Here is a 23,493-nt window from a genome sequence, read left to right on the forward strand (position 1 = left end):
AAAACCTTTCCTTCTTTCAGGAAAGGTTTTGTTTATTTAAAAAGCTCTTGATAGGAAGAGTGATCAATGTTCTTTTCTTTTAAACGCTTTACGAGGAACTTATGGTCTTTTTTCGGTGTGGCCATAATATAGCCTCTGACGATTAAATCCCGGTCGATTGCGCCTGCTTTTTCCTTTAATGCGAGTTCTCCGATCTTTCCGGCGATTTTCGCTTTTGCTACATCGCGAAACAGTTCGGGTACGGGAGAAACTAATTCTTCAAGCAGTTCTTTTTCTTCTTCATTCCACAAATGCCTTGTCTGTTCAATATAATAATCCTGCCAGTCCAGCTCAGATTTCCCATCTTCTTTAGGCAGCCTTTTTAAAAATTTGCGAAACATGAAAAAACCGCCGATTGACAAGAGGACGATCATGATGACGATCCAAGCGAGCATCAGCCATAAAAACCATCCTTCCAGCATCTCTCATCACTCCTTTGTCTATAACCTATTTTACATGAAGGCGTTTTAGAAGAACATAGAAAAAATAATATAAAATGGGACACCGGCCTGATCAAAAGAGGTGCTAGAACATAATCTATTGTATAGCAATTCCCTAATCGGCCATAGAGAATTGCTAGCGGATATTTGACGAACGAACGGAAAAAACCCGGATGGCAAAGTGTTTTACGCGCTGTCCGGGTTCTGCTTGTTGTGCATGTATGATATAAAAGGAATATGAAATGAAAGCGAAACTTCATCTTGGCTTGCTTCCTTATTGATTTTAACTGCAAGAATGCTGTTCTCGCATTCCGCTTCGATCTGTTTGTCATTCAAAAAGAAAGGAAGCATCAGCGATTTTTCGTAATGCTGTTCATCGGTTTTAACCGCAAGCTTGAAATCGTAGCCGGAAAACGTCATGTCAAGGTGCCGGGCATTCAAGCGGCTTAAATCTGCTTCGATTATATATTCAGTGCTCGTTTCATAAAGGTCGATCGGAAAAGTCTCATCATAGAGGAGAAAAGGGTCGTCAACAAACTGTTTCATCCATTCTTTATCAAAATCTGCGGAATCGAAACGTTTTGTATTTGTCATTTGATCATTCCTCCATACCTAGCCTTACCGTTAGATTATGCACAGCTGTGAATTCATGTGAAGGAGGCGATTCGAAGGGGGTTGCATCGCCAGAGAGGTAAAGTAAAAAACCGCGCCGTGAAAGACGCGGAAAATATTACATATCGTGACTGGAATTATGTTTTTGTCTCGTATGGTTCCGGTTTTTAACTTTTTTGCTTCCGCTCAAAGGCTCTGGCTGCCCAGGCTGAGCTCCTTTCGGTGCGTTTTTGCGCATATCTTTGCCGTCGTTTTTATTTGTCAATGTCTTAACCTCCTAAGCCATTCATGAAGGATTTTTAGGATTTATTGATTGGTCTTCCGTTTTTTGTTGTTTTGGCGTTCCGCCTCAGTGAGAATATGCTGGTCATCTTCAATATATCCCGCGCCGTTTCCTTGGCGTTTAGCATTGTTCATTCCATTGATGACATGATGTGCTTTTCGTTTGGCCAATTTCGATCACCTCAGACTGTAGTATAGCCTTAGCGGGTGTATTGTATAAAAAAATGTATTTCCAGTAAAATAAACTTTTTTCCTTGTATAAGGCATTCTTATTGAATTTAATAAAAACATTGATATTTACTTATGTTTAAAATTGTTTTAAGATTAAATTGTGAGAAAATTGTGGTGAAATATGCCGATTTTTCTGGCGTATGATCTTGATCTTTAAAGGGGGATTTTGGAGAAATGGCGAATCAGCAACAAGTCGCAAAAAAAGACGCTTTTCAATCAAGAAAAACGTTTACAGTACAAGGCAAAACGTACAGCTATTATTCTTTAAAAGCATTAGAGGATCAAGGAATCGGAAACGTATCAAAACTGCCTTATTCCATTAAAGTTTTGCTCGAATCCGTTCTTCGTCAAGTAGACGGGAGAGTCATTACAAAGGAACACGTTGAAAACTTGGCAAAATGGGGCACTGCCGAATTAAAGGATATTGACGTTCCTTTCAAACCATCCCGCGTTATTTTGCAGGACTTTACCGGCGTTCCAGCCGTTGTAGACCTTGCTTCATTAAGAAAAGCGATGGCTTCAGTCGGCGGAGATCCGGATAAAATCAATCCTGAAATACCGGTAGACCTTGTCATCGACCACTCCGTACAAGTTGACAAAGCGGGTACGGAAGATGCATTGACAATTAATATGGACCTTGAATTCCAACGAAATGCAGAGCGTTACAAATTTTTAAGCTGGGCTAAGAAAGCGTTTAATAACTATCAGGCTGTTCCCCCTGCTACAGGTATTGTTCACCAGGTGAACCTTGAGTATTTGGCAAACGTTGTCCATGCTGTGGAAGAAGACGGCGAGATTGTCGCTTATCCTGACACGCTTGTCGGTACTGACTCCCATACAACGATGATCAACGGAATCGGCGTTCTCGGCTGGGGCGTCGGCGGAATTGAAGCTGAAGCGGGCATGCTCGGCCAGCCTTCATATTTCCCTGTACCTGAAGTAATCGGAGCGAAGCTTGTCGGAAAGCTGCCGAACGGCACGACGGCGACGGACTTGGCGCTTAAAGTAACACAGGTGCTGCGTGAAAAAGGCGTGGTCGGAAAGTTCGTCGAATTCTTCGGACCGGGTGTTGCAGAACTTCCGCTTGCAGACCGTGCGACAATCGCAAATATGGCTCCTGAATACGGCGCGACTTGCGGTTTCTTCCCTGTTGATGAGGAAGCATTGGAATACATGCGTTTAACAGGCCGTGATGAAGAACATATCAATGTGGTGAAAGAATATTGCCGTCAAAACGGATTGTTCTACACGCCTGATCAGGAAGATCCCGTATTTACCGATATCGTTGAAATTGACTTGTCAAAAGTTGAAGCGAATCTTTCAGGTCCGAAGCGTCCTCAGGATCTCATTCCGCTGACTGACATGAAAGAGACATTCCACAAGCATTTGGCAAGCCCTGCAGGGAACCAGGGATTCGGTTTAAACGCGAGTGAGGCTGACAAAGAAATCAAATTTAAGCTTGAAAACGGCGAAGAAGCCGTCATGAAAACGGGTGCGATTGCGATTGCGGCGATCACCAGCTGCACAAATACATCAAACCCTTATGTCTTAATCGGTGCGGGCCTTGTCGCTAAAAAAGCGGTTGAACTGGGATTGAAAGTACCGAACTATGTGAAAACATCCCTGGCTCCGGGTTCAAAAGTCGTAACAGGCTACTTAGTCAATTCAGGCCTGCTTCCATATATGCGCGAGCTTGGATTTAACATCGTCGGATACGGCTGTACGACATGTATCGGGAACTCCGGACCGCTTGCGCCTGAAATCGAAAAAGCGGTTGCCGAAAATGACCTGCTGATTACGTCTGTCCTTTCCGGAAACCGTAACTTTGAAGGCCGGATTCATCCGCTTGTCAAAGGAAACTACCTGGCGTCTCCGCCGCTTGTCGTAGCCTATGCATTGGCGGGCACGGTAGATATTGACCTGAAAAACGAACCGATCGGCGTCGGAAAAGACGGTCAAAACGTATACTTCAACGATATTTGGCCGACGATGGACGAAATCAACTCCGTCGTGAAGCAAACCGTTACTCCTGAGTTGTTCAGAAAAGAATATGAGCGCGTGTTTGATGACAATGAACGCTGGAATGCGATTGAAACAACGGATGAAGCCCTGTATAAATGGGATGAAGAATCCACTTACATTCAAAACCCGCCGTTCTTTGAAAACATGTCAGTTGAGCCTGGTACGGTTGAACCGCTTAAAGGCTTGCGCATTGTCGGCAAATTCGGAGATTCTGTCACGACAGACCATATTTCTCCTGCGGGAGCGATCGGCAAAGACACGCCAGCCGGAAAATATCTGCAGGAAAAAGGCGTTTCTCCTAGAGACTTCAACTCATATGGTTCAAGACGCGGAAACCATGAAGTCATGATGAGGGGAACATTCGCCAACATCAGAATCAAAAACCAGATCGCTCCGGGTACAGAAGGCGGTTATACAACGTATTGGCCGACCGGAGAAGTAATGTCCATCTACGATGCCTGCATGAAGTATAAAGAAGACGGCACAGGTCTGGTCGTCATTGCCGGAAAAGACTACGGAATGGGTTCTTCCCGCGACTGGGCGGCAAAAGGAACAAATCTGCTCGGCATCAAAACCGTCATTGCAGAAAGCTTTGAAAGAATTCACAGAAGCAACCTTGTGCTGATGGGCGTTCTTCCGCTTCAATTTAAAGAGGGAGAAAACGCTGAAACGCTCGGTTTGACCGGGAAAGAAACGATTGAAGTTGACGTGAGTGAGACGGTTCGCCCGCGGGATCTCGTTCAAGTCAAAGCGATTGCCGAAGACGGCACAGTCAAGTCGTTTGAAGCTGTTGTACGCTTTGACAGCGAAGTAGAAATCGATTATTACCGTCACGGCGGAATCCTGCAAATGGTGCTCCGCAATAAAATGAAACAGTAATTGAATGAGGAGAGAAAGCCTTTAGCTTTCTCTTCTTTTTTCAGCGTGATCCTGAATTGGAGGATGCCGATGATGAAAAAATTGCTGGCTGCCGCGTTTCTTTTCGTTTTGGCCGGTCTTGCGGTATGGAACTTCACAGGGCAAAAGGAAGCCGAAATCGGCATTGCGAAAGGAGACAAGGCGCCTGATTTTACGCTTCCGTCTTTAAAGGATGGAAACGATGTATCTTTATCAGACTTTAAAGGGAAAAAAGTGCTGTTAAATTTTTGGGCCACCTGGTGTAAACCGTGTGAAATAGAAATGCCTGCAATGGAAGAACTCCAAAACGAAAATCAGGACATTGCCGTTTTGGCCGTCAACTTTACCTCTTCCGAGAAAAACGAAGAGTCGGTCAAAACGTTTGCCGAAAGGCACGGTTTACATTTCCCTATCGTCTTAGATCGAACGGGCATCAATGCGAAATACGAGATTTTTTCGTATCCGACAACATTTATTATTGATGAAAACGGAATGATTCAAGATATCGTCCTTGGGACGATGTCGAAAAAGAATATGGAAGAAAAGCTGGGATTATAAAAAATCCCGGCTTTTTTGCTTATATCGCCCAAAAAATGGTGAAAATGAAAACAAGCTGGAGGTGATTCAACATGAAAAAAACGAAAAGGCGGACATTTGAAGAACTTGTCTTGGAAAACAAAAAGGAGCTCATGACCAACCAGGAGTTTCTTGATCGGCTGGAAGATAAGCTTGAAGAGAAATTTAAGCTGAAGTGACTTTTTAAAAATCGATTCATGTTTACGCTCCTTTTTGAGAATCCTAATGCTGAAAAGGAGGGATAGACATGCCGAGGGAACATGACAAACAGTCTAAATTTGCCCCGAGCCATCTTGGGACAAAACCGGTAGAATATAAGCGCAACAAAGGAAAAAAGATGCATGATAAATCAGGAGAAACGCCGATCATTATGCAGACAAAAGGCGAGTAAAGAAGAAAAGGAGGCAGAGACCCGCATGACACACCAAAAACATCATCCGGATGACAGATCAGACAACGTGGAGAAGCTTCAAGACATGGTGCAGAACACAATCGAAAATATCGAGGAGTCTGAGGAGCAGCTGTCTTTTGCCAACCAGGCGGAACAGGAGCAGATCCGCGAAAAAAATCAACGCCGAAATGAGAGCATTGAGGCGATGCGCAATGAAATCCATGACGAGGCGGAAGACCGCGAAAACGGATATCATCAATAAACCAGGGCGACCTGGTTTTTTTGCATGAAGCCGTCTGTCGTGTTTTTGCCCATTCTATATGCTAAGATTGGATTATATATATTGTGAAAAGGGAGTAGAGGAATTTGTACGTCTCAAAAAAAGAAATAGAAGTCCGCTATGCCGAAACAGACCAAATGGGCGTCGTCTATCACGCCAATTATTTGATTTGGATGGAGGTTGGACGGACGGCTTTAATTAAAGAACTCGGCTTCTCTTACGCCGAAATGGAGAAAGACGGCATCCTGTCGCCTGTCGTGGATATCAATGTCCGCTACGTCAAACCTCTTCGCTACGGTGAAACCGCGACAGTACATACATGGATTGAAGAATATAACGGCTTTAAGACGGTATATGGGTATGAAATCTTCAATTCCGCTGGCGAAACCGCTGTGAAGGCCACATCGTCCCATATTTGCGTTGACGGGGACAGCTTCAAACCGGTTCAGTTCCGTAAGCTTTATCCAAAGTGGCATGAAGCTTATGAAGAGGCCAAAAAGTAATGGCATTCGGTATTAAAAGAAACGAGCTGAACGAATGGAAGCGCGCCGTTTTAAACGGCGAAGTTGCGTTCCTCACGCATTACTGGCTCGATGACAGGTATCCGGATGTCAATACCGTGACAAAAGCCGGATGCGGCAACATTGATAAGCTTGCAGAGTGGGGCAAACAGTACGGACTGAAAAAAGAGTGGATCCATAAAAGAAGCAAATTTCCTCACTTTGATTTATTGGGAGAGAAGCAGATCGAGATTTTAAAACAAGAAAAGCTCTCAAGCCATATCAAGCGTTTCAGGCTCGAATAATCCGGTGTTTTAGAGATACCCGGACACCCTTGAAACAAGCAAGCATTGTCCTTGCTTGTTTCATCCTGATGAGCAAACATTGAAGGAGAAAAAGTCGGAACGATATCTTTAGTTTCAATGATGTCGTACCTTAGTGTTTTTCATGCCTTGATAAGGCCGCAGTCATTTTATTTTTCGTGAAAAAGTCCCTAAAACAAGAAGTTTTAGGGAGCAGAGTAAGCGTCTCATTGACTTTGATTGTTTAATTTGTGCATGATGTCCTGATCTATTTGCTTCTCGCTTGCTTTTTCTTTGCTGGATATGATTTCTCTTCTGTCTTCCCAATGAATAATATAATACTGACCTTTCTGCATTTTTTCCTGAGAAGAGAGTTTTAGGTTTTTGGGTTTTCCATCTTTATCATAACCCGTAACATCATAGTTATAATTTATATATGTGTATCCATCACTTGTTTTTTCTTTAACGACTTTTGGATCTGTTGTAATTTTGACATAATAAGCTTCCGTTGAATAATATCCGGAATATAAAAAATAGCCCCCGGCCAAAATCATCAGTCCTACCGTTAAAATCCCTAAAAACCATTTCATCTTTTATCACCTCGAACCCATCATATATAAAACCTCCAAACGAAACCATTGATTTATCTTACATATTCCTTTCACTGTTGTAAGCATTTAAAGTCCAAGCGCACCAAAAAAACAGCTACTTGAAGCAGGGAGAAGCATTGAGAAAAAAGAACCTGTTCACCATTAGATCTGATAAGGGTAAATTGAGGCTTTAGCATTTGAAAAAATCACTTTTCAGTTGTGGCTTGTTGCAGATAAAAGAAGGGGAGGTTTTTGCGAAATAGGGGGAAAATCGTTTTCCATTCTATCAATCGCTGTTATGCTGACTATTAAAAAGATATTTGAAGCATCAGTGCAGTGAAATTATATTTTCCAAGCAAAAAGACACCTTTTTGGTGAAGATGTCCTTCGAAAATACCCATCATAATCAATTGAGACTGCCATTTTTTAATCAATGAAAAAATTAAATGCGGTCAAAAGGATAGAAATACCCAATATAGTTCCCACGACAATGCTATGCCGTTTACGATTCATCACAACAACAGCGATATATTCACGGATCATGGCGTTCGGCCAATAATAAAAAGCGGTTTTTGAACCGATGCCATCGCTTTTCAAGCCTGCTCGTTTTGCATATAGGCTGGCACGGAACAGATGGAAATTGTTTGTTGTGAAGATGCTGTTATATTTGCCGGCTGTTAATGAGTCCATCAGTTGTTTGGAGAAAAGCATATTTTGATATGTATTTACAGAACGGTCTTCTTTCAAAGTGTGCTCTCCAGGTATCCCTTTTTTTATAGCATATCTTTGCATGGCTTCGGCTTCAGAAAGATTTTCATCAGGTCCTTGCCCGCCGGAGAAAATGATTTTTGGCGGAGAAGCAACAGCTGTCTGTTTCCAATAAAAATCGACAGCCTTATTGATCCTGCTTGCTAAAAGCGGGGGGACTGTATCGTTAATTAATCCACTCCCGAGAACGATGATGTAATCCTGATTAAGCTTCGGTCTGTTAAATTGATATAGAAAATAAGCTGTTAAGAAATTTGTTAAATGAAAAAAGAAATAGATCGTAATAAGCGATGATCCCGCAAACAATGGCTGAACATTTGGCGATAAAAAACGAGCGGGGTCAATCACGGATAATAGGAAAAATATGATAATGCCTAACCCGGAAATTAAAGTCAAACAATTAGACAATCGCCGTCCTTCTCTTTTGATAAGAATTCTCGCATTCAGAAATAACCCGATCATTAAAGCAAATAGACCAAACGTTAGGATAAAGAAAAAGATCAGCAGCGGTACAATGACGAACAGTCTGAAAAAACCGATTCCGACAACGTATGCCAGATAGTAGGATAGAACAAGAAATGAACAAAAAAATAGATTGAATAAAAAACCGTTGATGATCCTTCTTCGGTCCGTTAAATAAAAGATCAGAAAAACAGCTAGCAAAATAAAGGTTATCACACCGTAAACCATGTCAAACACCTCGATATCAATGACTCTGTATAATAGAAGAGTATGTAAAAATCTTTAAGAATGGGAAAATCCTTGCCGGTTTATTTTAGACGAACTGCATTTTAGATATACAGAATCTATACTCACTCGGTTATTCGGGAGGTGTACGCAGCGTACGGTGTGCAGCTGCCGCACACTCAGGCGAGCCAGTCTATGTGTTGGAAGGCTTTTTTCGGTACTTTAATTAAGATGAAAAATAAAAAAACTTGCAGAAAAACAAGAGTTTCTCTGCAAGTTTTATAAAATGCTCTTTTTTACTGATATTCAAAAACAGGCTCTTCCGAAGATTCGTTATAGGTGACAAGCAGATCATGGCCGTCGAAATACCATACATCGCTTTCTTCAACGAAAAACGTAATGCCGTCTTTTTCCGCGCTCACACCGATTTGCTGCGGCTCATCTTTTGAAACCCCAAGGGAGAAGCCTTTTTGAACATTGCTGCAGCCTCCGTAGCGGACAAAGAAGCGAACCTGATCTCCTTCTTTTAAATCAAGCTCGTCCTTATACCATTTAAGCGCCTCTTCATTAATTTTCAAATTCACGGGCAAGCACTCCTTCATCATTTGTTTCAAAGCATGCTGAATCTATTTATAGTATATAACGATTTTGTCCGATCATGAAAATATAATGTTTTTCGGATAGGCTCATTTTTTGCCGGACATCCACTTGATTTTGGGCTCGGTTTTATCCATAATGCGTTTAATGTTCGTCCTGTGTCTGTATACGACAAACGCCGTTAGAAAGGCGACGACTGCCACCAATAAAAGATCTTTCGTAAACAGGCTGTAAACCGTTGTATACAAGCCGGTTAAAATGGAAGAAAGCGATACATATTTTGTGATATACAAAAACAGAAAGAACACCGCAATCATTGTGAGAAACAGAAAAGGCTGATAGCAAAGCAATACGCCTCCGGAAGTAGCGACAGCTTTTCCGCCTTTAAATTTGGCGAACACAGGGAACATATGCCCGATGACTGCGGCTACACCGGCCAACAAAGGGTGTACGCCGATGTGGAGGATGGTGGGCAGAAAGGCGGCGAGCGTCCCTTTCAAAATATCCGCAGCCACCACGATGGAGCCGGCTTTCACCCCAAGTGTCCGGAATGCATTGGTGGCGCCAAGATTGCCGCTGCCGTGTTCCCTGATGTCGATTCCTTTGGCGGCCTTTCCGACAATTAAGCCGGACGGAATGCTGCCGAGTAGATAGGCTAAAACAAATAATAAAGCAATTAACATTTCATTTCTCCTTTTTAGATGATCCCTTCTCTTTATTTTAACATGAGAGGCGCCTTTCATGACGGCTTTTCTTTAGAAGTACCGTATATATCATACAAGATAATGCGCGCTAATCATATGAAAATTTTGATTATCGCCTTTGATTTCGTGTAAACTGAACGTAAAAGGAGTGATCGCCATGGAAAACCCTTCTAAACAGGAAATCAAAAGCATTCTTGAAAACAGTAAACGAATCGCGGTAGTCGGTCTGTCCGACAATCCTGAAAGAACATCGTACATGGTATCAAAAGCGATGCAGGACGCGGGATATGACATCATCCCTGTCAATCCGTCCATAGATGAGGCGCTGGGCGTCAAGGCTGTGGCATCATTAAAAGACATTGAAGGACATGTCGATATCGTCAATGTGTTCAGAAGATCCGAACATTTGCCCGATGTCGCAAAGGAATTCCTGGAGATAGATGCAGATGTGTTTTGGGCGCAGCAGGGGCTTGTCAACGAAAAAGCTTATCGGCTTCTGAGCGAAAAAGGCTATACGGTGATTATGGATTTGTGTATAAAAGTGGCACACGCGTTAACAAAATCGGCATAAAAAAGACAAAAATCCTTGTTTATTCAAGGGTTTTTGTCTTTTTTATGCGAGAATATGTTTGCGAATTGCTGTGAAAAACGGCTACAATAAGTCTTGGACAGTTTTTTTAAGAATGATTTTCCAATTGCTGGTGGAAAAGCCTTGTCCTCCAGGGGACGAATCGTGTAAAATGACGGCTGTGCAAAAAAACAGCTTACATTTTAACATTTTCCCGACAATGCTTGAAGCGATTGGAAAAGAATCGGATAATACTTTGCTTTACATGACAGAGTGTGTATTATTCTTTATAAGCAATGTTTGATTTTTGAAAGGGGTTTATGCATTTGGTTAAGAAACAGCAATTTGACTATAATGATGATTCCATACAGGTGCTCGAAGGCCTTGAAGCGGTCAGAAAACGCCCCGGTATGTACATCGGTTCGACAGACAGCCGGGGTCTGCACCATCTCGTATATGAAATCGTCGATAATTCCGTCGATGAAGTCCTTGCGGGCCATGGGAATCATATTATAGTAAAGATACATAAAGATAACAGCATATCGGTGCAAGACAGAGGCCGGGGAATGCCAACAGGAATGCATAAGCTCGGCAAACCGACTCCCGAAATTATTTTGACAGTGCTGCATGCCGGAGGAAAGTTCGGCCAAGGCGGCTATAAAACGAGCGGGGGGCTGCACGGCGTCGGTGCATCCGTTGTAAACGCCCTGTCCGAGTGGCTGACAGTCACAATTGAGCGGGACGGAAATGTTTACAGGCAGCGTTTTGAAAACGGCGGCAAACCGGTGACATCCCTTGATAAAATCGGAACGACCAAAAAGACCGGCACCCTGATTCATTTCAAGCCTGATCCTACGATGTTCAGCACAACGACTTTTAACTTTGAAACGCTTTCAGAGCGTCTGAGAGAATCAGCCTTTTTGTTAAAAGGATTAAAAATCGAATTGATCGATGAACGCGATCAAACAAAAGAAACGTTTTTATACGAAAACGGAATCGAAGCTTTTGTCGCTTATTTAAATGAGGAGAAAGACGCGCTTTCTGAAGTGGTCTCATTTGAAGGGGAGCATAACGGCATCGAGGTGGACTTCGCGTTTCAATTTAATGACGGCTATTCCGAAAACATCCTGTCATTCGTCAATAATGTCAGAACAAAGGACGGAGGAACCCATGAGTCCGGTGCGAAAACGGCGATGACAAGAGCATTCAACGAATATGCGAGAAAGGTGGCCCTTTTAAAAGAAAAGGACAAAAACCTTGAAGGAACGGACATCCGGGAAGGCCTGTCAGCCATCGTTTCCGTCCGGATTCCAGAAGAGCTTCTTCAATTTGAAGGACAGACAAAAGGAAAGCTCGGCACGAGTGAAGCAAGATCAGCCGTTGATGCGATCGTCTCCGAGCAGCTCGCATATTTCCTTGAAGAAAACAGGGAAACGGCAACATTGCTCGTCAAAAAAGCGATTAAAGCCTCCCAGGCAAGAGAAGCTGCGAGAAAAGCAAGAGAAGAGGCAAGAAGCGGAAAGAAAAGAAAGAAATCCGAAGCGACGCTCTCCGGCAAGCTGACGCCTGCACAATCAAGGAATCCGTCCAAAAACGAATTGTATCTCGTGGAGGGTGACTCTGCCGGAGGATCAGCAAAGCAGGGAAGAGACCGGAAATTCCAGGCTGTCCTGCCGCTCCGCGGAAAGGTTATCAATACGGAAAAAGCGAAGCTGGCCGATATTTTTAAAAATGAAGAGATCAATACGATTATTCATGCGATCGGCGGAGGGGTCGGCGCTGATTTTGACATTGAGGACATCAATTACGACAAAGTCATCATCATGACAGATGCGGATACAGATGGCGCTCATATCCAAGTGCTGCTCCTGACTTTTTTCTACCGCTATATGAAGCCGCTGATCGAGCACGGAAAAGTGTTTATCGCGCTGCCGCCGCTCTATAAAGTCAGCAAAGGGTCTGGCAAAAAAGAAATCATTGAATATGCTTGGTCTGATGAAGAAATGGACGACGTCCTCAAAAAAGTCGGAAGAGGATATACGATTCAGCGCTATAAAGGTCTCGGCGAAATGAACGCTGACCAGCTTTGGGAAACGACAATGAACCCCGAATCAAGAACGCTTGTCAGGGTTAAAATCGATGACGCAGCCCGTGTGGAAAGGCGCGTGACGACATTGATGGGCGACAAAGTTGAGCCGAGAAGAAAATGGATTGAGAAAAACGTCGCTTTCGGACTTGATGAAGAAAGCAACATTTTAGAAAACGAGAATTTATCGGTCGCTGAGGAGGTTTAAATAAATGGCACAGCCAGAGATTTATCATGATTTACCATTGGAAGACGTGATCGGCGACCGTTTCGGCCGATACAGCAAATACATTATTCAGGATCGGGCGCTCCCTGACGCCAGGGACGGCCTGAAGCCTGTTCAAAGAAGAATCCTATACGCCATGCATGCGGAAGGGAACACGCACGATAAGAATTTCCGCAAGGCCGCAAAAACGGTCGGTAATGTAATCGGGAACTATCATCCTCATGGAGACAGTTCGGTCTACGAAGCGATGGTGCGGATGAGCCAGGACTGGAAGGTTCGCAACGTGCTGGTTGAAATGCACGGTAACAACGGAAGCATCGACGGTGATCCGCCGGCTGCGATGCGTTATACAGAAGCAAGGCTCGCAGCGATCGCTTCAGAGCTTTTGCGAGATATTGACAAAGAAACGGTCGAGTTTGTGCCAAACTTTGATGATACAAGCAAGGAGCCCGTCGTCCTTCCGGCGATGTTCCCGAACCTGCTTGTCAACGGATCGACAGGGATTTCCGCCGGGTATGCGACTGACATTCCGCCGCATCATCTCGGGGAAGTGATCGATGCCGTGATAAGGCGGATTGACTCGCCGAACTGCAGTGTGGATGACCTCATGGAGCTCGTAAAAGGACCGGACTTTCCGACCGGAGGAATCATTCAGGGTAAAGAAGGCATAAAAAAAGCCTATGAAACCGGAAAAGGTAAAATCATTATCAGGGGCAAAGCCGAGATCGAAACCATCAGAGGCGGCCGCCAGCAAATTGTCATTACTGAAATTCCGTTTGAAGTCAACAAAGCGAATTTAGTGAAAAAAATGGACGAATTCAGGATTGAACGGAAGGTCGAAGGGATTTCCGAAGTCCGTGACGAGACCGACCGGACAGGACTCAGAATCGTGATTGAGCTGAAAAAAGAAGCGGATGCACAAGGTATTTTAAATTTCTTGTACAAAAACTCGGATTTGCAGATTCCGTACAACTTTAACATGGTGGCTATTCATAACAGAAGACCGATGTTGATGAATCTCACATCAATTTTGGACGCTTATATCGGCCACCAAAAAGAAGTCATCACCAACCGTTCTCAGTATGAGCTGAAAAAAGCGAAGGAAAGGCATCATATCGTAGAAGGATTGATGAAAGCACTGTCCATTTTGGATGAAGTCATTGCGACGATCCGCTCCTCCAATGACAAACGCGATGCCAAAAACAATCTGATCGAAAAGTTCGCATTTACAGAGCCGCAGGCTGAAGCGATCGTTTCATTGCAGCTGTACAGGCTGACAAACACAGATATTACGGCTCTCCAGGAAGAAGCAAAAGAACTCGACCAGAAGATCAAAGAGCTGGAAGAGATCCTTTCCAATGACAAGAAACTCTTGAAAGTGATCAAAGACAGCTTGAAAAAGGTGAAAAAAACCTATGCCGGTCAAAGGCGCTCTGTCATCGAGGAGAAAATTGAAGAAATCAAAATCAATCTTGAAGTGATGGTGGCGTCTGAAGACGTTTATGTGACCGTGACGAAAGACGGTTATATTAAACGAACGAGCCAGCGGTCTTTTGCTGCATCAAACGGCCAGGACTTCGGCATGAAAGATACCGACCGTCTGCTCTGTCAGCTGGAAATGAATACGACAGACGTACTGCTCTTATTTACAAATAAAGGGAGCTATGTGTATTGTCCGGTTCACCAGCTTCCTGATATCAGATGGAAAGACTTGGGTCAGCACATCACGAATATCATATCGATCGACAGCGATGAATCCATCGTCAAGGCGATCCCTGTCAGAGAGTTTACCGAATCTGAATACCTGCTGTTCTTTACGAAAAACGGAATGGCGAAAAGAACTCAGCTGATGCAGTATAAAGCACAGCGCTATTCAAAAGCATTGGTCGCTCTTAACTTAAAAGGCGACGATGAAGTGGTTGATGTTCATGTAACGGACGGAACGAAAGATTTGTTTATCGCGACACATTCCGGCTACGGTCTGTGGTTCTCAGAAGATGAGGTCAGCGTCGTCGGTGCAAGGGCGGCCGGTGTCAAAGGCGTCAATTTGAAAGACGGCGACTTTGTCGCCAGCGGGCAGGTTTTAGAGGAATCGGATGTGCTTGTGCTCGTGACCCAGCGCGGATCTATTAAGCGAATGAACCGCACTGAATTTGAAAAAACGTCACGGGCGAAACGAGGGGTTCTCATGCTGAGGGAATTGAAGAAAAAACCTCACCGCATCACTGGGCTGCTCGCATGCTCATATCATGCTCAAATCACGCTTCAAACCGAAAAAGGCATCACAGAGGAGATGCTTGTCAAAGATATCAAGCTTCATGACCGGTACAGCAACGGTTCTTTCATCATCGACGAAGATGAGGCAGGGGAAGTAACGGATGTATGGATCAGCAAACATGAACGGGAGTGAAATCGACCTGCGCCCAATTCTAGGGATATCACCACATGCCTATCAAGAATAGAGCCATTCTGCAAGACAACGAAGAATGCTGCAGAAAAAGAGCATGCCAGATAAACTTTACACAGGTTCATTTTTAAATGCTAGGCTACTTTCTTGTGATACAAGCTTTTTCCCGTATCGGTGAGATTTTCGCTTTCTTTTTGGAGTAAGCGTCAAATACATGAAAATTCTCTGCTGCTTAATTAATAACAGAGTAAAACAACCCAGTCCGCGTTCACGCCTTTAGTGCACATGGACTGGGTTTTCCTTGATCACACCAAGATTATTGTACATCTAACTCTTTTACGGTTTCACCTTCAATTAACACAGGCTGATAGTAGGTTTCGTTTGGTAAGTCTTTCTTTCCTTGCAATTTCTTGATGACCCAATCAGCTGCATCGTGTCCCATTTGTTCTTGAGGATGTGTCAATGTTGTTAGTTTGATATTCGCATTTTTGGCAATATACGAATTGTCCTGTCCAATAATTGACAATTTGTCCGGGACAGAAATATTAAGTTGTCTGCATACATTTGCTACTTCCAACCCTACTTCGTCGTTATAGCAAACAATTGCAGTCAACACGTCTCTCTTTTCATTTAGAAACTTCTTCAGGTTTGTGTATAGTTCCAGCTTCGTCTCTGTATTGTACGAAAGCACATGCTCTGGTTGAAATCGTAATTTGGCTTCACCAAGCGCTTTTATATACCCCTTCATTCGATACTTTCCTTGTAAATCATCCATTTTTGAAATGAGACCAATTTGTGTATGTCCTTTTGATATTAATTCTTTTGTTGCGAGATAGCTGGACTGCACATCATCGAGACAAAGAAAAGGAACATCTAATTCTTCATAATAAGCATTGATCATGATGAAAGGAATATCCTGTTCCTTAAACGATAAATAGTAAGCAATATTGGGATTGTATAGATTACTTTTCGTAGGTTCAACAATTAAACCATCGACGCCAAATGACAACATCATTTCCAAAGCTTTTTTTTCTTGTTCGACATCATTATTTGTACTAGCTAATAGTAACGAATAATTAGCCTCATTCAATCTCCCTTCAATTCCGCGAATAATTGACGGGAAAATGTAATCTGAAATGTAGGTCGTAATTACACCGATTATTTTATTATTGGAATTCCCTCCAGGTTTTGATTGATACTGATTACTTACATAAGTGCCAGACCCTTTTTCACTTCTTAAAAACCCCTCGTTCGCCAGCTCTAAAATCGCCTTTCGAACAGTGTGCCGGCTGACTTTGTATTCTTCTTGTATGGCGGATTCAGTAGGAATTTGTTCTCCTACCCTGTAAACTCCTGAAAGGATTTTACTCTTTATATCATTAATGATGACCTTATACTTTGGTTTCATTTCACTCACTTCTTTCATAGTTGTTCGCATTCTAATTTTTTTAATTGAATGATTTGTGTGGACATATTTTATCATGGCTTTCAATGAATGAAAAGATTTCACCTTATTTTCGTGAAAATGAATAAGTAATTCTAATTTTTTTCTTTAAATTTCATGTTATACAAATACTTTTTATTATAAGCATGAAGAGAAAAAGAATATAAATATCGTTGTGATATTTATATGAACATATTATATTATCGATTGACAAATGTACGTACAAAAAATATACTAAGTCTGTAATTAAGTTAAGCGAAAAGGGGAATGCCTTCTTTCGAATAATATTGAAATCGCTATCAGAGGGGGGATAACGTGAAAGCGAATCAAGTAAACATCAAGCAGGCGATAACTGAGGGAGAAACATCGCTTGGAATTGAATTCGGATCCACACGTATTAAAGCAGTGTTGATTGATAGCAGTTTTGAAACAATCGCATCTGGAAGTTATGAGTGGGAAAACCGCTTGGAAGATGGATTTTGGACGTACAACTTAGTAGATATTATCACTGGGTTGCAAACAGCTTATAGTGAAATGAAGAATGATGTTGAACGAAATTATGGCATCACCATTCGCAAAATCGGTTCTATTGGATTTTCTGCAATGATGCATGGATATATGGCTTTTGACAACACAGGGGAGCTGCTTGTTCCGTTTCGAACTTGGCGTAACTCAACAACCGGTGCTGCAGCAAAAGAATTAACTGATCAATTTCAATTCAATATCCCTGAACGGTGGAGTATTGCTCATTTATATCAAGCGATATTAAATGAAGAGAAACATTTGCCTCGCATTGATTATATCACCACTTTAGCTGGGTACATTCACTGGTTGCTGACTGGCAATAAAGCAATTGGCATTGGAGATGCTTCGGGCATGTTCCCAATTGATGAATCAACGCAAAATTACAATGAATCGATGCTCAAGCAGTTTGATGAACTGATTTCGAACAAAGGATATCCTTGGAGTATAAAGGATATTCTTCCTGAAGTTTATATTTCAGGCGAGCAAGCTGGCGAATTAACCGAAATTGGCGCGAAAATTCTGGATCAGTCAAAAAATTTACAACCGGGCATTCCGGTTTGTCCGCCGGAAGGCGATGCTGGAACAGGAATGGTTGCTACGAATAGTGTGAGGAAACGCACTGGAAACATCTCAGTAGGAACTTCAGTTTTTGCCATGATTGTATTAGAGAAAGAACTTTCGAAAGTATATCCAGAAATTGATTTGGTAACAACGCCAAACGGCAGTCCGGTTGGAATGGTTCATGCGAATAACTGCTCAAGCGATTTGAATGCTTGGCTAGGGTTGTTTCGTGAATTTTTTGAGGCAATGGGACAAAAGGTTGAAATGAATAAATTATTCGAAGTGGTGTTGAATAAAGCTTTGGAGGCTGACTCAGACGGCGGTGGCTTACTAAGCTACGGTTATTTCTCTGGTGAAAATATTACAGGACTAGAAAAAGGCCGGCCGTTATTTGTCCGCTCACCAGAGAGTCGTTTCGATTTAGCAAACTTCATGCGGACACACCTTTTTGCAGCTTTTGCAGCTTTGAAAATCGGAATGGATATTTTGACCAAAGAGGAAAATATTGATATTGATAGCATTTTAGCTCACGGCGGTTTATTCAAAACCCCTCTTGTCGGACAAAAAATTGTTGCAGCTGCAATGAATACGCCAGTATCAGTTATGGCAACTGCCGGAGAGGGCGGTGCGTGGGGAATGGCTATTCTTGCTTCTTACATGATGAACAAAGATCAACAAGAAAGCTTAGAAGATTTCCTCGACAAAAAAGTCTTTGAAGAGGATGCCGGGCAAGAAATTTACCCTGATCAATTAGATGTTGAAGGATTTGAAGCATTTATCGAACGGTACAAAAAAGGTTTAATGATTGAGCAGGCCGCTGTGGATCATTTGATTTAATGAGTGGAAAGTGGAGGGGTTGACGTGCTAGAACAATTGAAAGAAGAAGTGTTACAAGCAAATTTGGACTTGCCTAAATACGGACTTGTGAAATACACATGGGGAAATGCAAGTGCCATTGACCGTGAAACTGGTTTATTCGTTATCAAACCTAGTGGTGTTGATTATGAAACAATGAAAGCTAGTGATATGGTGGTTGTTGATTTAGATGGCAATATTGTTGAAGGAGAGCTGAGACCTTCATCAGATACAGCGACTCACGCGGTACTTTATAAGCATTACCCTGAAATTGGAGGAATTGTACACACTCATTCAACTTGGGCGACAATCTGGGCTCAAGCAGGCCTTGATGTTCCGGCGATGGGGACCACTCATGCAGACACATTCTATGGTTCCGTGCCATGTGCCCGATACTTGACACAAGAGGAGGTTGATCGAGGTTACGAAGTAGGAACAGGTAATGTCATTATCGAAACATTTGAAGAGCGCGGGTTAGATATTTTAGCTGTTCCCGGTGTCTTACTTCATGGTCATGGTCCATTTACTTGGGGCAAAGATGTAAAATCAGCAGTATTGAATAGTGTGGTGTTGGATGAAGTCGCGAAAATGAATTTATTTACCCGAGAATTAAATCATTTTGCAAAAGAATTACCACAATGTATTTTAGATAAACATTATTTACGAAAACACGGTAAAAATGCTTATTATGGTCAAAAGTAAAGTCAATTCTATCAAACTATTCATTTAAGAAAAGAGGGTTATGATGTTAACACAAGGAAAAAAAGAATTCTGGTTTGTCGTAGGTTCACAACATCTTTATGGGGAAGAAGCGCTTGAAGAAGTCAGAGCGCACGCGCAAGCCGTGACTGATGCATTAAATGAAAGCGCTGTATTGCCATATCCGCTTGTATTGCAAGATTTAGCTGTTAGTGCAGATAAAATCACAAGCATCATGAAAGAAGTGAACTATCGTGACGAAGTTGCCGGTGTTATCACTTGGATGCATACTTTTTCACCTGCAAAAATGTGGATTCGCGGAACAAAATTATTACAAAAACCGTTACTTCATTTAGCGACACAATTTAATGAAAGTATTCCGTGGACAACGATTGACATGGACTTTATGAACCTAAACCAATCTGCTCATGGGGACCGTGAATACGGTTTTATCAATGCCCGTTTGCAAAAACAAAATAAAGTTGTCGTAGGTTATTGGGAACGCCCTGAAGTGCAACAGCAAATTGCGGAATGGATGGACGTAGCGGTTGCTTATAACGAAAGCTTCAACATCAAGGTCGCCCGATTTGGTGACAACATGCGTAACGTTGCTGTTACTGAAGGGGATAAGGTTGAAGCGCAAATTCAATTTGGCTGGACAGTTGATTACTTTGGCATTGGTGATCTTGTTCAATACGTGAATGCGGTTACAGATGAAGAAATTAATCGCTTGTTTGCTGAATATGCAGACCTTTATGAATTTGATTATGGTACTTACAGTCAGGAAGATTGGGAGAAGAGCGTAAAAGTACAAGCAAGCTATGAAATCGCCATTAAACGTTTCCTGGATGATGGTGGTTATAATGCCTTCACAACTAACTTTGAAGATTTATATGGGATGAAACAACTTCCGGGTCTTGCCGTCCAACGTTTGATGGCCCAAGGATATGGCTTTGCTGGTGAAGGAGATTGGAAAACTGCAGCGCTCGATCGTTTACTCAAAGTGATGAGCCGTAACCAATCAACCGGCTTTATGGAAGATTACACATATGAATTAGCTGCCGGTCAAGAATCAATCCTTCAATCACATATGCTTGAAGTTGACCCATCTTTAGCAAGCAACAAACCGAAAATTATCGTATCTCCATTAGGTATTGGTGATCGTGAAGACCCGGCACGCTTAGTGTTCGACGGAAAAGCAGGAGATGGTGTGGTTGTTTCAATGGCAGACTTTGGTACGCATTACAAACTGTTGATTAACGAAGTTTCTGCATTTGAACCAACTGTTCCGGCACCAAACCTTCCGGTGGCACGGGTGCTTTGGGAAGTGAAGCCTAACTTTCAGGATGGAGTGAAAGCGTGGCTTGAAAACGGCGGCGGTCACCATACAGTTGTTTCATTGAATTTAACAACAGACCAAATGATCACTTATGCAAAGCTGGTTGACCTGGAATATGTAGTAATTAAGTAATGCCTCTAACCTCCGAGGAGGCTCTGCTTCCTTGGAGGTGAAAAATAGGGATATCAGATATCAAAATATTCATGATTTTGTAAGCGTTATCGTTATGTTCCGGAAAAATTGAAAGCGTTTAATAATAGGCGAATAAAACCATGAGGTTTAGTGAGAAATCCCACCAATATCCTAGCATGTATTTGCAGTTTGGAAACACTTTAATGATTTCTGAAAAAGTCATCGATAATTTTGGTGGCTGGATTACACAATATAATTTCAACCTTGAGGAGGGAACTTAAATGGTTAATGAAAAGAAAATCTCAAGTGGCTTCATTTATTTTTTCGGGGCTTTTGCCGGCATTCTTTTCGGTTATGATATCGGCGTTATGACGGGGGCTTTGCCTTTTCTGCAACACGATTGGAACCTTCAAGACAACGCCGGGGTTATTGGCTGGATTACTTCTTCGGTCATGTTAGGCGCTATTTTTGGAGGCGCCCTGGCCGGACAACTTTCTGATCGTTTGGGACGTCGCAAAATGATTTTAATTTCCGCTGTCATTTTTGTTGTTGGATCCATTTTGTCAGGAATAGCACCTCATAATGGGGTACTGTTTTTAATTATTTCTCGGGTTTTATTAGGATTGGCCGTTGGTGCTGCCTCTGCATTGGTCCCGGCCTATATGTCGGAAATGGCGCCTGCACGTTTACGCGGACGGCTGTCAGGAATTAATCAAACCATGATTTGTTCTGGAATGTTGCTTTCTTACATTGTTGATTTTCTATTGAAAGATTTGCCGGAAACAATGGCGTGGCGGTTGATGCTTGGTTTGGCTGCCGTACCTGCTGTGATCTTATATGTTGGAATGTTAAAGTTACCTGAATCACCTCGTTTTTTAATCAAGAACAATAAACTTGATGAAGCACGCAAGGTGTTGAGCTATATTCGCTCTAACAAAGGGGAGATTGATTCTGAAATAGCACAAATTCAAGAAACTGCCAGAGAGGAAACAAAGGCAAATCAAAAAGCATCATGGGCTACACTCTTAAGTAATAAATATCGTTTTTTATTAATTGCTGGTGTGGGTGTTGCCGCTTTTCAACAATTCCAGGGTGCTAACGCAATTTTTTATTACATTCCTTTGATTGTAGAAAAAGCAACAGGGAATGCGGCAAGTTCAGCGTTGATGTGGCCGATTATTCAAGGTGTTATTCTCGTGCTAGGTTCATTGCTATTCATCATGATCGCTGATAAATTTAATCGCCGTACTTTATTAACAGTAGGCGGAACCGTTATGGGGCTGTCCTTTATTTTGCCGGCAATATTGAATATATTAATTCCTAATGCAAATCCAATGATGATGGTTGTCTTTTTAAGTATCTATGTAGCACTTTATTCATTCACGTGGGCTCCTTTAACTTGGGTCATCGTTGGAGAAATTTTCCCTCTGGTCATTCGCGGGCGCGCGTCTGGAATAGCTTCATCATTTAACTGGATCGGCTCTTTCTTGGTTGGATTGCTATTTCCTATTATGACCGCTTCGATGTCTCAAGAAGCTGTGTTTGCAATCTTCGGTGTTATTTGTTTACTTGGAGTTGTATTTATCCGGACACGCGTCCCTGAAACTCGAGGTCGCAGTTTAGAGGAAATCGAAAAAAATGAAGGAAATAAACAAATTGGCGGAAAAAGCGCGCAAATAAACCTATGAGGCTTGGAGTGGAATCGAAAGGAGCTATCTTGGGTGCCGCTTATCGCAGGGGAAATCTTCGCACTAGTTCATTTTGAAACAGGGGGTTTCAAAAGGGAAGACGCTCTTTGGTCCAAATTTTTAAACGGGGCGTGATTGGACGAACCGTGACATATCAGCTCTAGCTTGTTATTTCAATATGGAGGCGGAAAACTCCGCCCTCCATATTGAATATGATTTTAAAATTAATTAAATACCATTCCGCCATCAATGATAAGAGACTGGCCGGTCATATAATCTGAATCCGGCCCTGCAAGATAAGAAACGCATGCTGCTACATCTTCCGGCTCTGATAAGCGTTTTAATGCAATATTTTTAGCGAATTGTTCCATTCCCCATTCAAATGGCTTGCCTGCTTCATCAGCGGTTTGCTGTGCAATCCCCATCATCATAGGCGTTTTTACGATACCCGGACAAAAGGCGTTAACCGTAATGCCTAATTCAGCTAGATCTTTTGCCGCCGTTTGCGTAATCCCGCGAACAGCGAACTTTGTTCCGCCGTAAACTGCCAAGCCCGGGTTACCGACTTGACCGGCTTGAGAAGAAGCATTAATGATTTTCCCGCCGTGTCCAAGTTCTTTAAAGGCTTTTACAGCTGCTTGAATTCCCCAATAAGTACCGCCGACGTTAACATCATAGATTTTCCGATAATCTTCATATGTAATGCTTTCAATAGGTGTGGTTGGTCCAAGACCTGCATTATTGATCACCACATCAAGACCGCCGAGGCGTTTAACCGTTTCATCGACTGCTTTAAAAACATCGTCCCGATCAGCAACATCCACTTTAACTGCAATTGCCTTACCGTTATGCTGGTTAATGTCCTCAGCAACTTGTGTTGCAGTTTCTACATTATAATCGGCAACTGCAACAGCGAACCCATCCTCCGCCAAGCGTTTGCAGATTGCTTCGCCAATTCCTTGGCCTCCGCCAGTAACAAAAGCAATTTTTCCAGATACTTTACTCATATGAACATCTTCTTTCTATAAGTAATTGGTATTTAATT

General features: G+C 42.5%; 24 protein-coding genes. 14 read left to right on the forward strand and 10 right to left on the reverse strand.

What is annotated here, in order from left to right:
• Window positions 1–32 precede the first annotated feature (32 nt).
• From MHH76_RS10170 to sspO, 4 genes are all read right to left on the reverse strand, one after another.
• Window positions 33–461 carry a DUF2621 family protein gene (locus tag MHH76_RS10170; RefSeq protein ID WP_020451601.1) on the reverse strand — a complete coding sequence of 143 codons (429 nt, stop codon included), beginning with the start codon at window positions 459–461 and terminating at the stop codon, window positions 33–35.
• Between the two features lie 204 nt (window positions 462–665).
• Window positions 666–1,073 (reverse strand): Hsp20/alpha crystallin family protein, encoded by a 408-nt coding sequence (locus MHH76_RS10175; protein ID WP_020451602.1) that lies wholly within the window; start codon window positions 1,071–1,073, stop codon window positions 666–668.
• A gap of 136 nt (window positions 1,074–1,209) precedes the next feature.
• A complete protein-coding gene (locus MHH76_RS10180; RefSeq protein ID WP_003182250.1) occupies window positions 1,210–1,356 on the reverse strand; it encodes a small acid-soluble spore protein P in 147 nt (48 codons plus the stop codon).
• A gap of 41 nt (window positions 1,357–1,397) precedes the next feature.
• Window positions 1,398–1,544, reverse strand: a complete 147-nt coding sequence (sspO, locus tag MHH76_RS10185; protein WP_035338655.1) for a small acid-soluble spore protein O — start codon at window positions 1,542–1,544, stop codon at window positions 1,398–1,400.
• A 234-nt stretch (window positions 1,545–1,778) separates the two neighbouring features.
• Here sspO and acnA point away from each other — a divergent pair, with 234 nt between their 5' ends.
• From acnA to MHH76_RS10220, 7 genes are all read left to right on the forward strand, one after another.
• The gene (gene acnA / locus MHH76_RS10190) at window positions 1,779–4,505 is read left to right on the forward strand and encodes an aconitate hydratase AcnA (RefSeq protein ID WP_023857591.1); all 2,727 of its coding nucleotides are present in this window, start codon (window positions 1,779–1,781) and stop codon (window positions 4,503–4,505) included.
• Window positions 4,506–4,574: 69 nt separating this feature from the next.
• Complete coding sequence (locus MHH76_RS10195; protein ID WP_020451605.1) at window positions 4,575–5,081, forward strand: redoxin domain-containing protein; 507 nt, start codon at window positions 4,575–4,577, stop codon at window positions 5,079–5,081.
• 71 nt (window positions 5,082–5,152) lie between these two features.
• Window positions 5,153–5,278: an FbpB family small basic protein gene (locus MHH76_RS10200; protein WP_023857590.1), complete on the forward strand. Its 126-nt coding sequence runs from the start codon at window positions 5,153–5,155 to the stop codon at window positions 5,276–5,278.
• A 68-nt stretch (window positions 5,279–5,346) separates the two neighbouring features.
• Window positions 5,347–5,490 (forward strand): acid-soluble spore protein N, encoded by a 144-nt coding sequence (locus MHH76_RS10205; protein WP_003182261.1) that lies wholly within the window; start codon window positions 5,347–5,349, stop codon window positions 5,488–5,490.
• Window positions 5,491–5,515: 25 nt separating this feature from the next.
• Window positions 5,516–5,752, forward strand: a complete 237-nt coding sequence (gene tlp / locus MHH76_RS10210; RefSeq protein WP_023857589.1) for a small acid-soluble spore protein Tlp — start codon at window positions 5,516–5,518, stop codon at window positions 5,750–5,752.
• A 104-nt stretch (window positions 5,753–5,856) separates the two neighbouring features.
• Entirely contained in the window at window positions 5,857–6,273 is a 417-nt protein-coding gene (locus MHH76_RS10215; RefSeq protein ID WP_020451607.1) for a YbgC/FadM family acyl-CoA thioesterase, read from the forward strand.
• Window positions 6,273–6,575: a hypothetical protein gene (locus MHH76_RS10220; protein ID WP_020451608.1), complete on the forward strand. Its 303-nt coding sequence runs from the start codon at window positions 6,273–6,275 to the stop codon at window positions 6,573–6,575. Before MHH76_RS10215 ends, MHH76_RS10220 begins: the two co-directional genes overlap by 1 nt.
• Before the next feature lie 224 nt (window positions 6,576–6,799).
• Here MHH76_RS10220 and MHH76_RS10225 read toward each other — a convergent pair whose 3' ends face one another.
• The 4 genes from MHH76_RS10225 to plsY all read right to left on the reverse strand — a co-directional run bounded on the left by MHH76_RS10225 (window position 6,800) and on the right by plsY (window position 9,897).
• On the reverse strand, window positions 6,800–7,162 hold the full coding sequence (locus tag MHH76_RS10225) for a YxeA family protein (protein ID WP_023857588.1): 363 nt from the start codon (window positions 7,160–7,162) through the stop codon (window positions 6,800–6,802).
• A gap of 426 nt (window positions 7,163–7,588) precedes the next feature.
• On the reverse strand, window positions 7,589–8,620 hold the full coding sequence (locus MHH76_RS10230) for a YdcF family protein (RefSeq protein ID WP_023857587.1): 1,032 nt from the start codon (window positions 8,618–8,620) through the stop codon (window positions 7,589–7,591).
• 293 nt (window positions 8,621–8,913) lie between these two features.
• Window positions 8,914–9,201: a HesB/YadR/YfhF family protein gene (locus tag MHH76_RS10235; protein WP_020451611.1), complete on the reverse strand. Its 288-nt coding sequence runs from the start codon at window positions 9,199–9,201 to the stop codon at window positions 8,914–8,916.
• A gap of 102 nt (window positions 9,202–9,303) precedes the next feature.
• On the reverse strand, window positions 9,304–9,897 hold the full coding sequence (plsY, locus tag MHH76_RS10240; RefSeq protein WP_023857586.1) for a glycerol-3-phosphate 1-O-acyltransferase PlsY: 594 nt from the start codon (window positions 9,895–9,897) through the stop codon (window positions 9,304–9,306).
• 178 nt (window positions 9,898–10,075) lie between these two features.
• Here plsY and MHH76_RS10245 point away from each other — a divergent pair, with 178 nt between their 5' ends.
• From MHH76_RS10245 to parC, 3 genes are all read left to right on the forward strand, one after another.
• Window positions 10,076–10,489 carry a CoA-binding protein gene (locus tag MHH76_RS10245; protein ID WP_023857584.1) on the forward strand — a complete coding sequence of 138 codons (414 nt, stop codon included), beginning with the start codon at window positions 10,076–10,078 and terminating at the stop codon, window positions 10,487–10,489.
• Between the two features lie 323 nt (window positions 10,490–10,812).
• The gene (gene parE / locus MHH76_RS10250; RefSeq protein ID WP_020451614.1) at window positions 10,813–12,780 is read left to right on the forward strand and encodes a DNA topoisomerase IV subunit B; all 1,968 of its coding nucleotides are present in this window, start codon (window positions 10,813–10,815) and stop codon (window positions 12,778–12,780) included.
• A 4-nt stretch (window positions 12,781–12,784) separates the two neighbouring features.
• On the forward strand, window positions 12,785–15,208 hold the full coding sequence (gene parC, locus MHH76_RS10255; RefSeq protein WP_020451615.1) for a DNA topoisomerase IV subunit A: 2,424 nt from the start codon (window positions 12,785–12,787) through the stop codon (window positions 15,206–15,208).
• 313 nt (window positions 15,209–15,521) lie between these two features.
• Here parC and MHH76_RS10260 read toward each other — a convergent pair whose 3' ends face one another.
• A complete protein-coding gene (locus tag MHH76_RS10260) occupies window positions 15,522–16,613 on the reverse strand; it encodes a GntR family transcriptional regulator (RefSeq protein ID WP_020451616.1) in 1,092 nt (363 codons plus the stop codon).
• A gap of 351 nt (window positions 16,614–16,964) precedes the next feature.
• On the opposite strand from MHH76_RS10260, the gene MHH76_RS10265 reads away from it, so the two are divergent.
• The 4 genes from MHH76_RS10265 (at window position 16,965) to MHH76_RS10280 (ending at window position 22,448) form a co-directional block, all read left to right on the forward strand.
• Entirely contained in the window at window positions 16,965–18,572 is a 1,608-nt protein-coding gene (locus MHH76_RS10265; protein ID WP_023857581.1) for an FGGY-family carbohydrate kinase, read from the forward strand.
• A gap of 24 nt (window positions 18,573–18,596) precedes the next feature.
• On the forward strand, window positions 18,597–19,292 hold the full coding sequence (locus MHH76_RS10270; protein ID WP_023857580.1) for an L-ribulose-5-phosphate 4-epimerase: 696 nt from the start codon (window positions 18,597–18,599) through the stop codon (window positions 19,290–19,292).
• A 43-nt stretch (window positions 19,293–19,335) separates the two neighbouring features.
• On the forward strand, window positions 19,336–20,760 hold the full coding sequence (gene araA / locus MHH76_RS10275; RefSeq protein ID WP_020451619.1) for an L-arabinose isomerase: 1,425 nt from the start codon (window positions 19,336–19,338) through the stop codon (window positions 20,758–20,760).
• A gap of 281 nt (window positions 20,761–21,041) precedes the next feature.
• Window positions 21,042–22,448 (forward strand): sugar porter family MFS transporter, encoded by a 1,407-nt coding sequence (locus MHH76_RS10280; RefSeq protein WP_023857578.1) that lies wholly within the window; start codon window positions 21,042–21,044, stop codon window positions 22,446–22,448.
• 224 nt (window positions 22,449–22,672) lie between these two features.
• On the opposite strand, the gene MHH76_RS10285 is transcribed toward MHH76_RS10280, so the two are convergent.
• Window positions 22,673–23,455, reverse strand: coding sequence for a (S)-acetoin forming diacetyl reductase (locus tag MHH76_RS10285; protein WP_020451621.1), 783 nt, complete (start codon window positions 23,453–23,455; stop codon window positions 22,673–22,675).
• Window positions 23,456–23,493: the final 38 nt, after the last annotated feature.

This window comes from Bacillus sp. FSL L8-0193 (genome assembly GCF_037976065.1).
GTDB lineage: Bacteria > Bacillota > Bacilli > Bacillales > Bacillaceae > Bacillus > Bacillus paralicheniformis.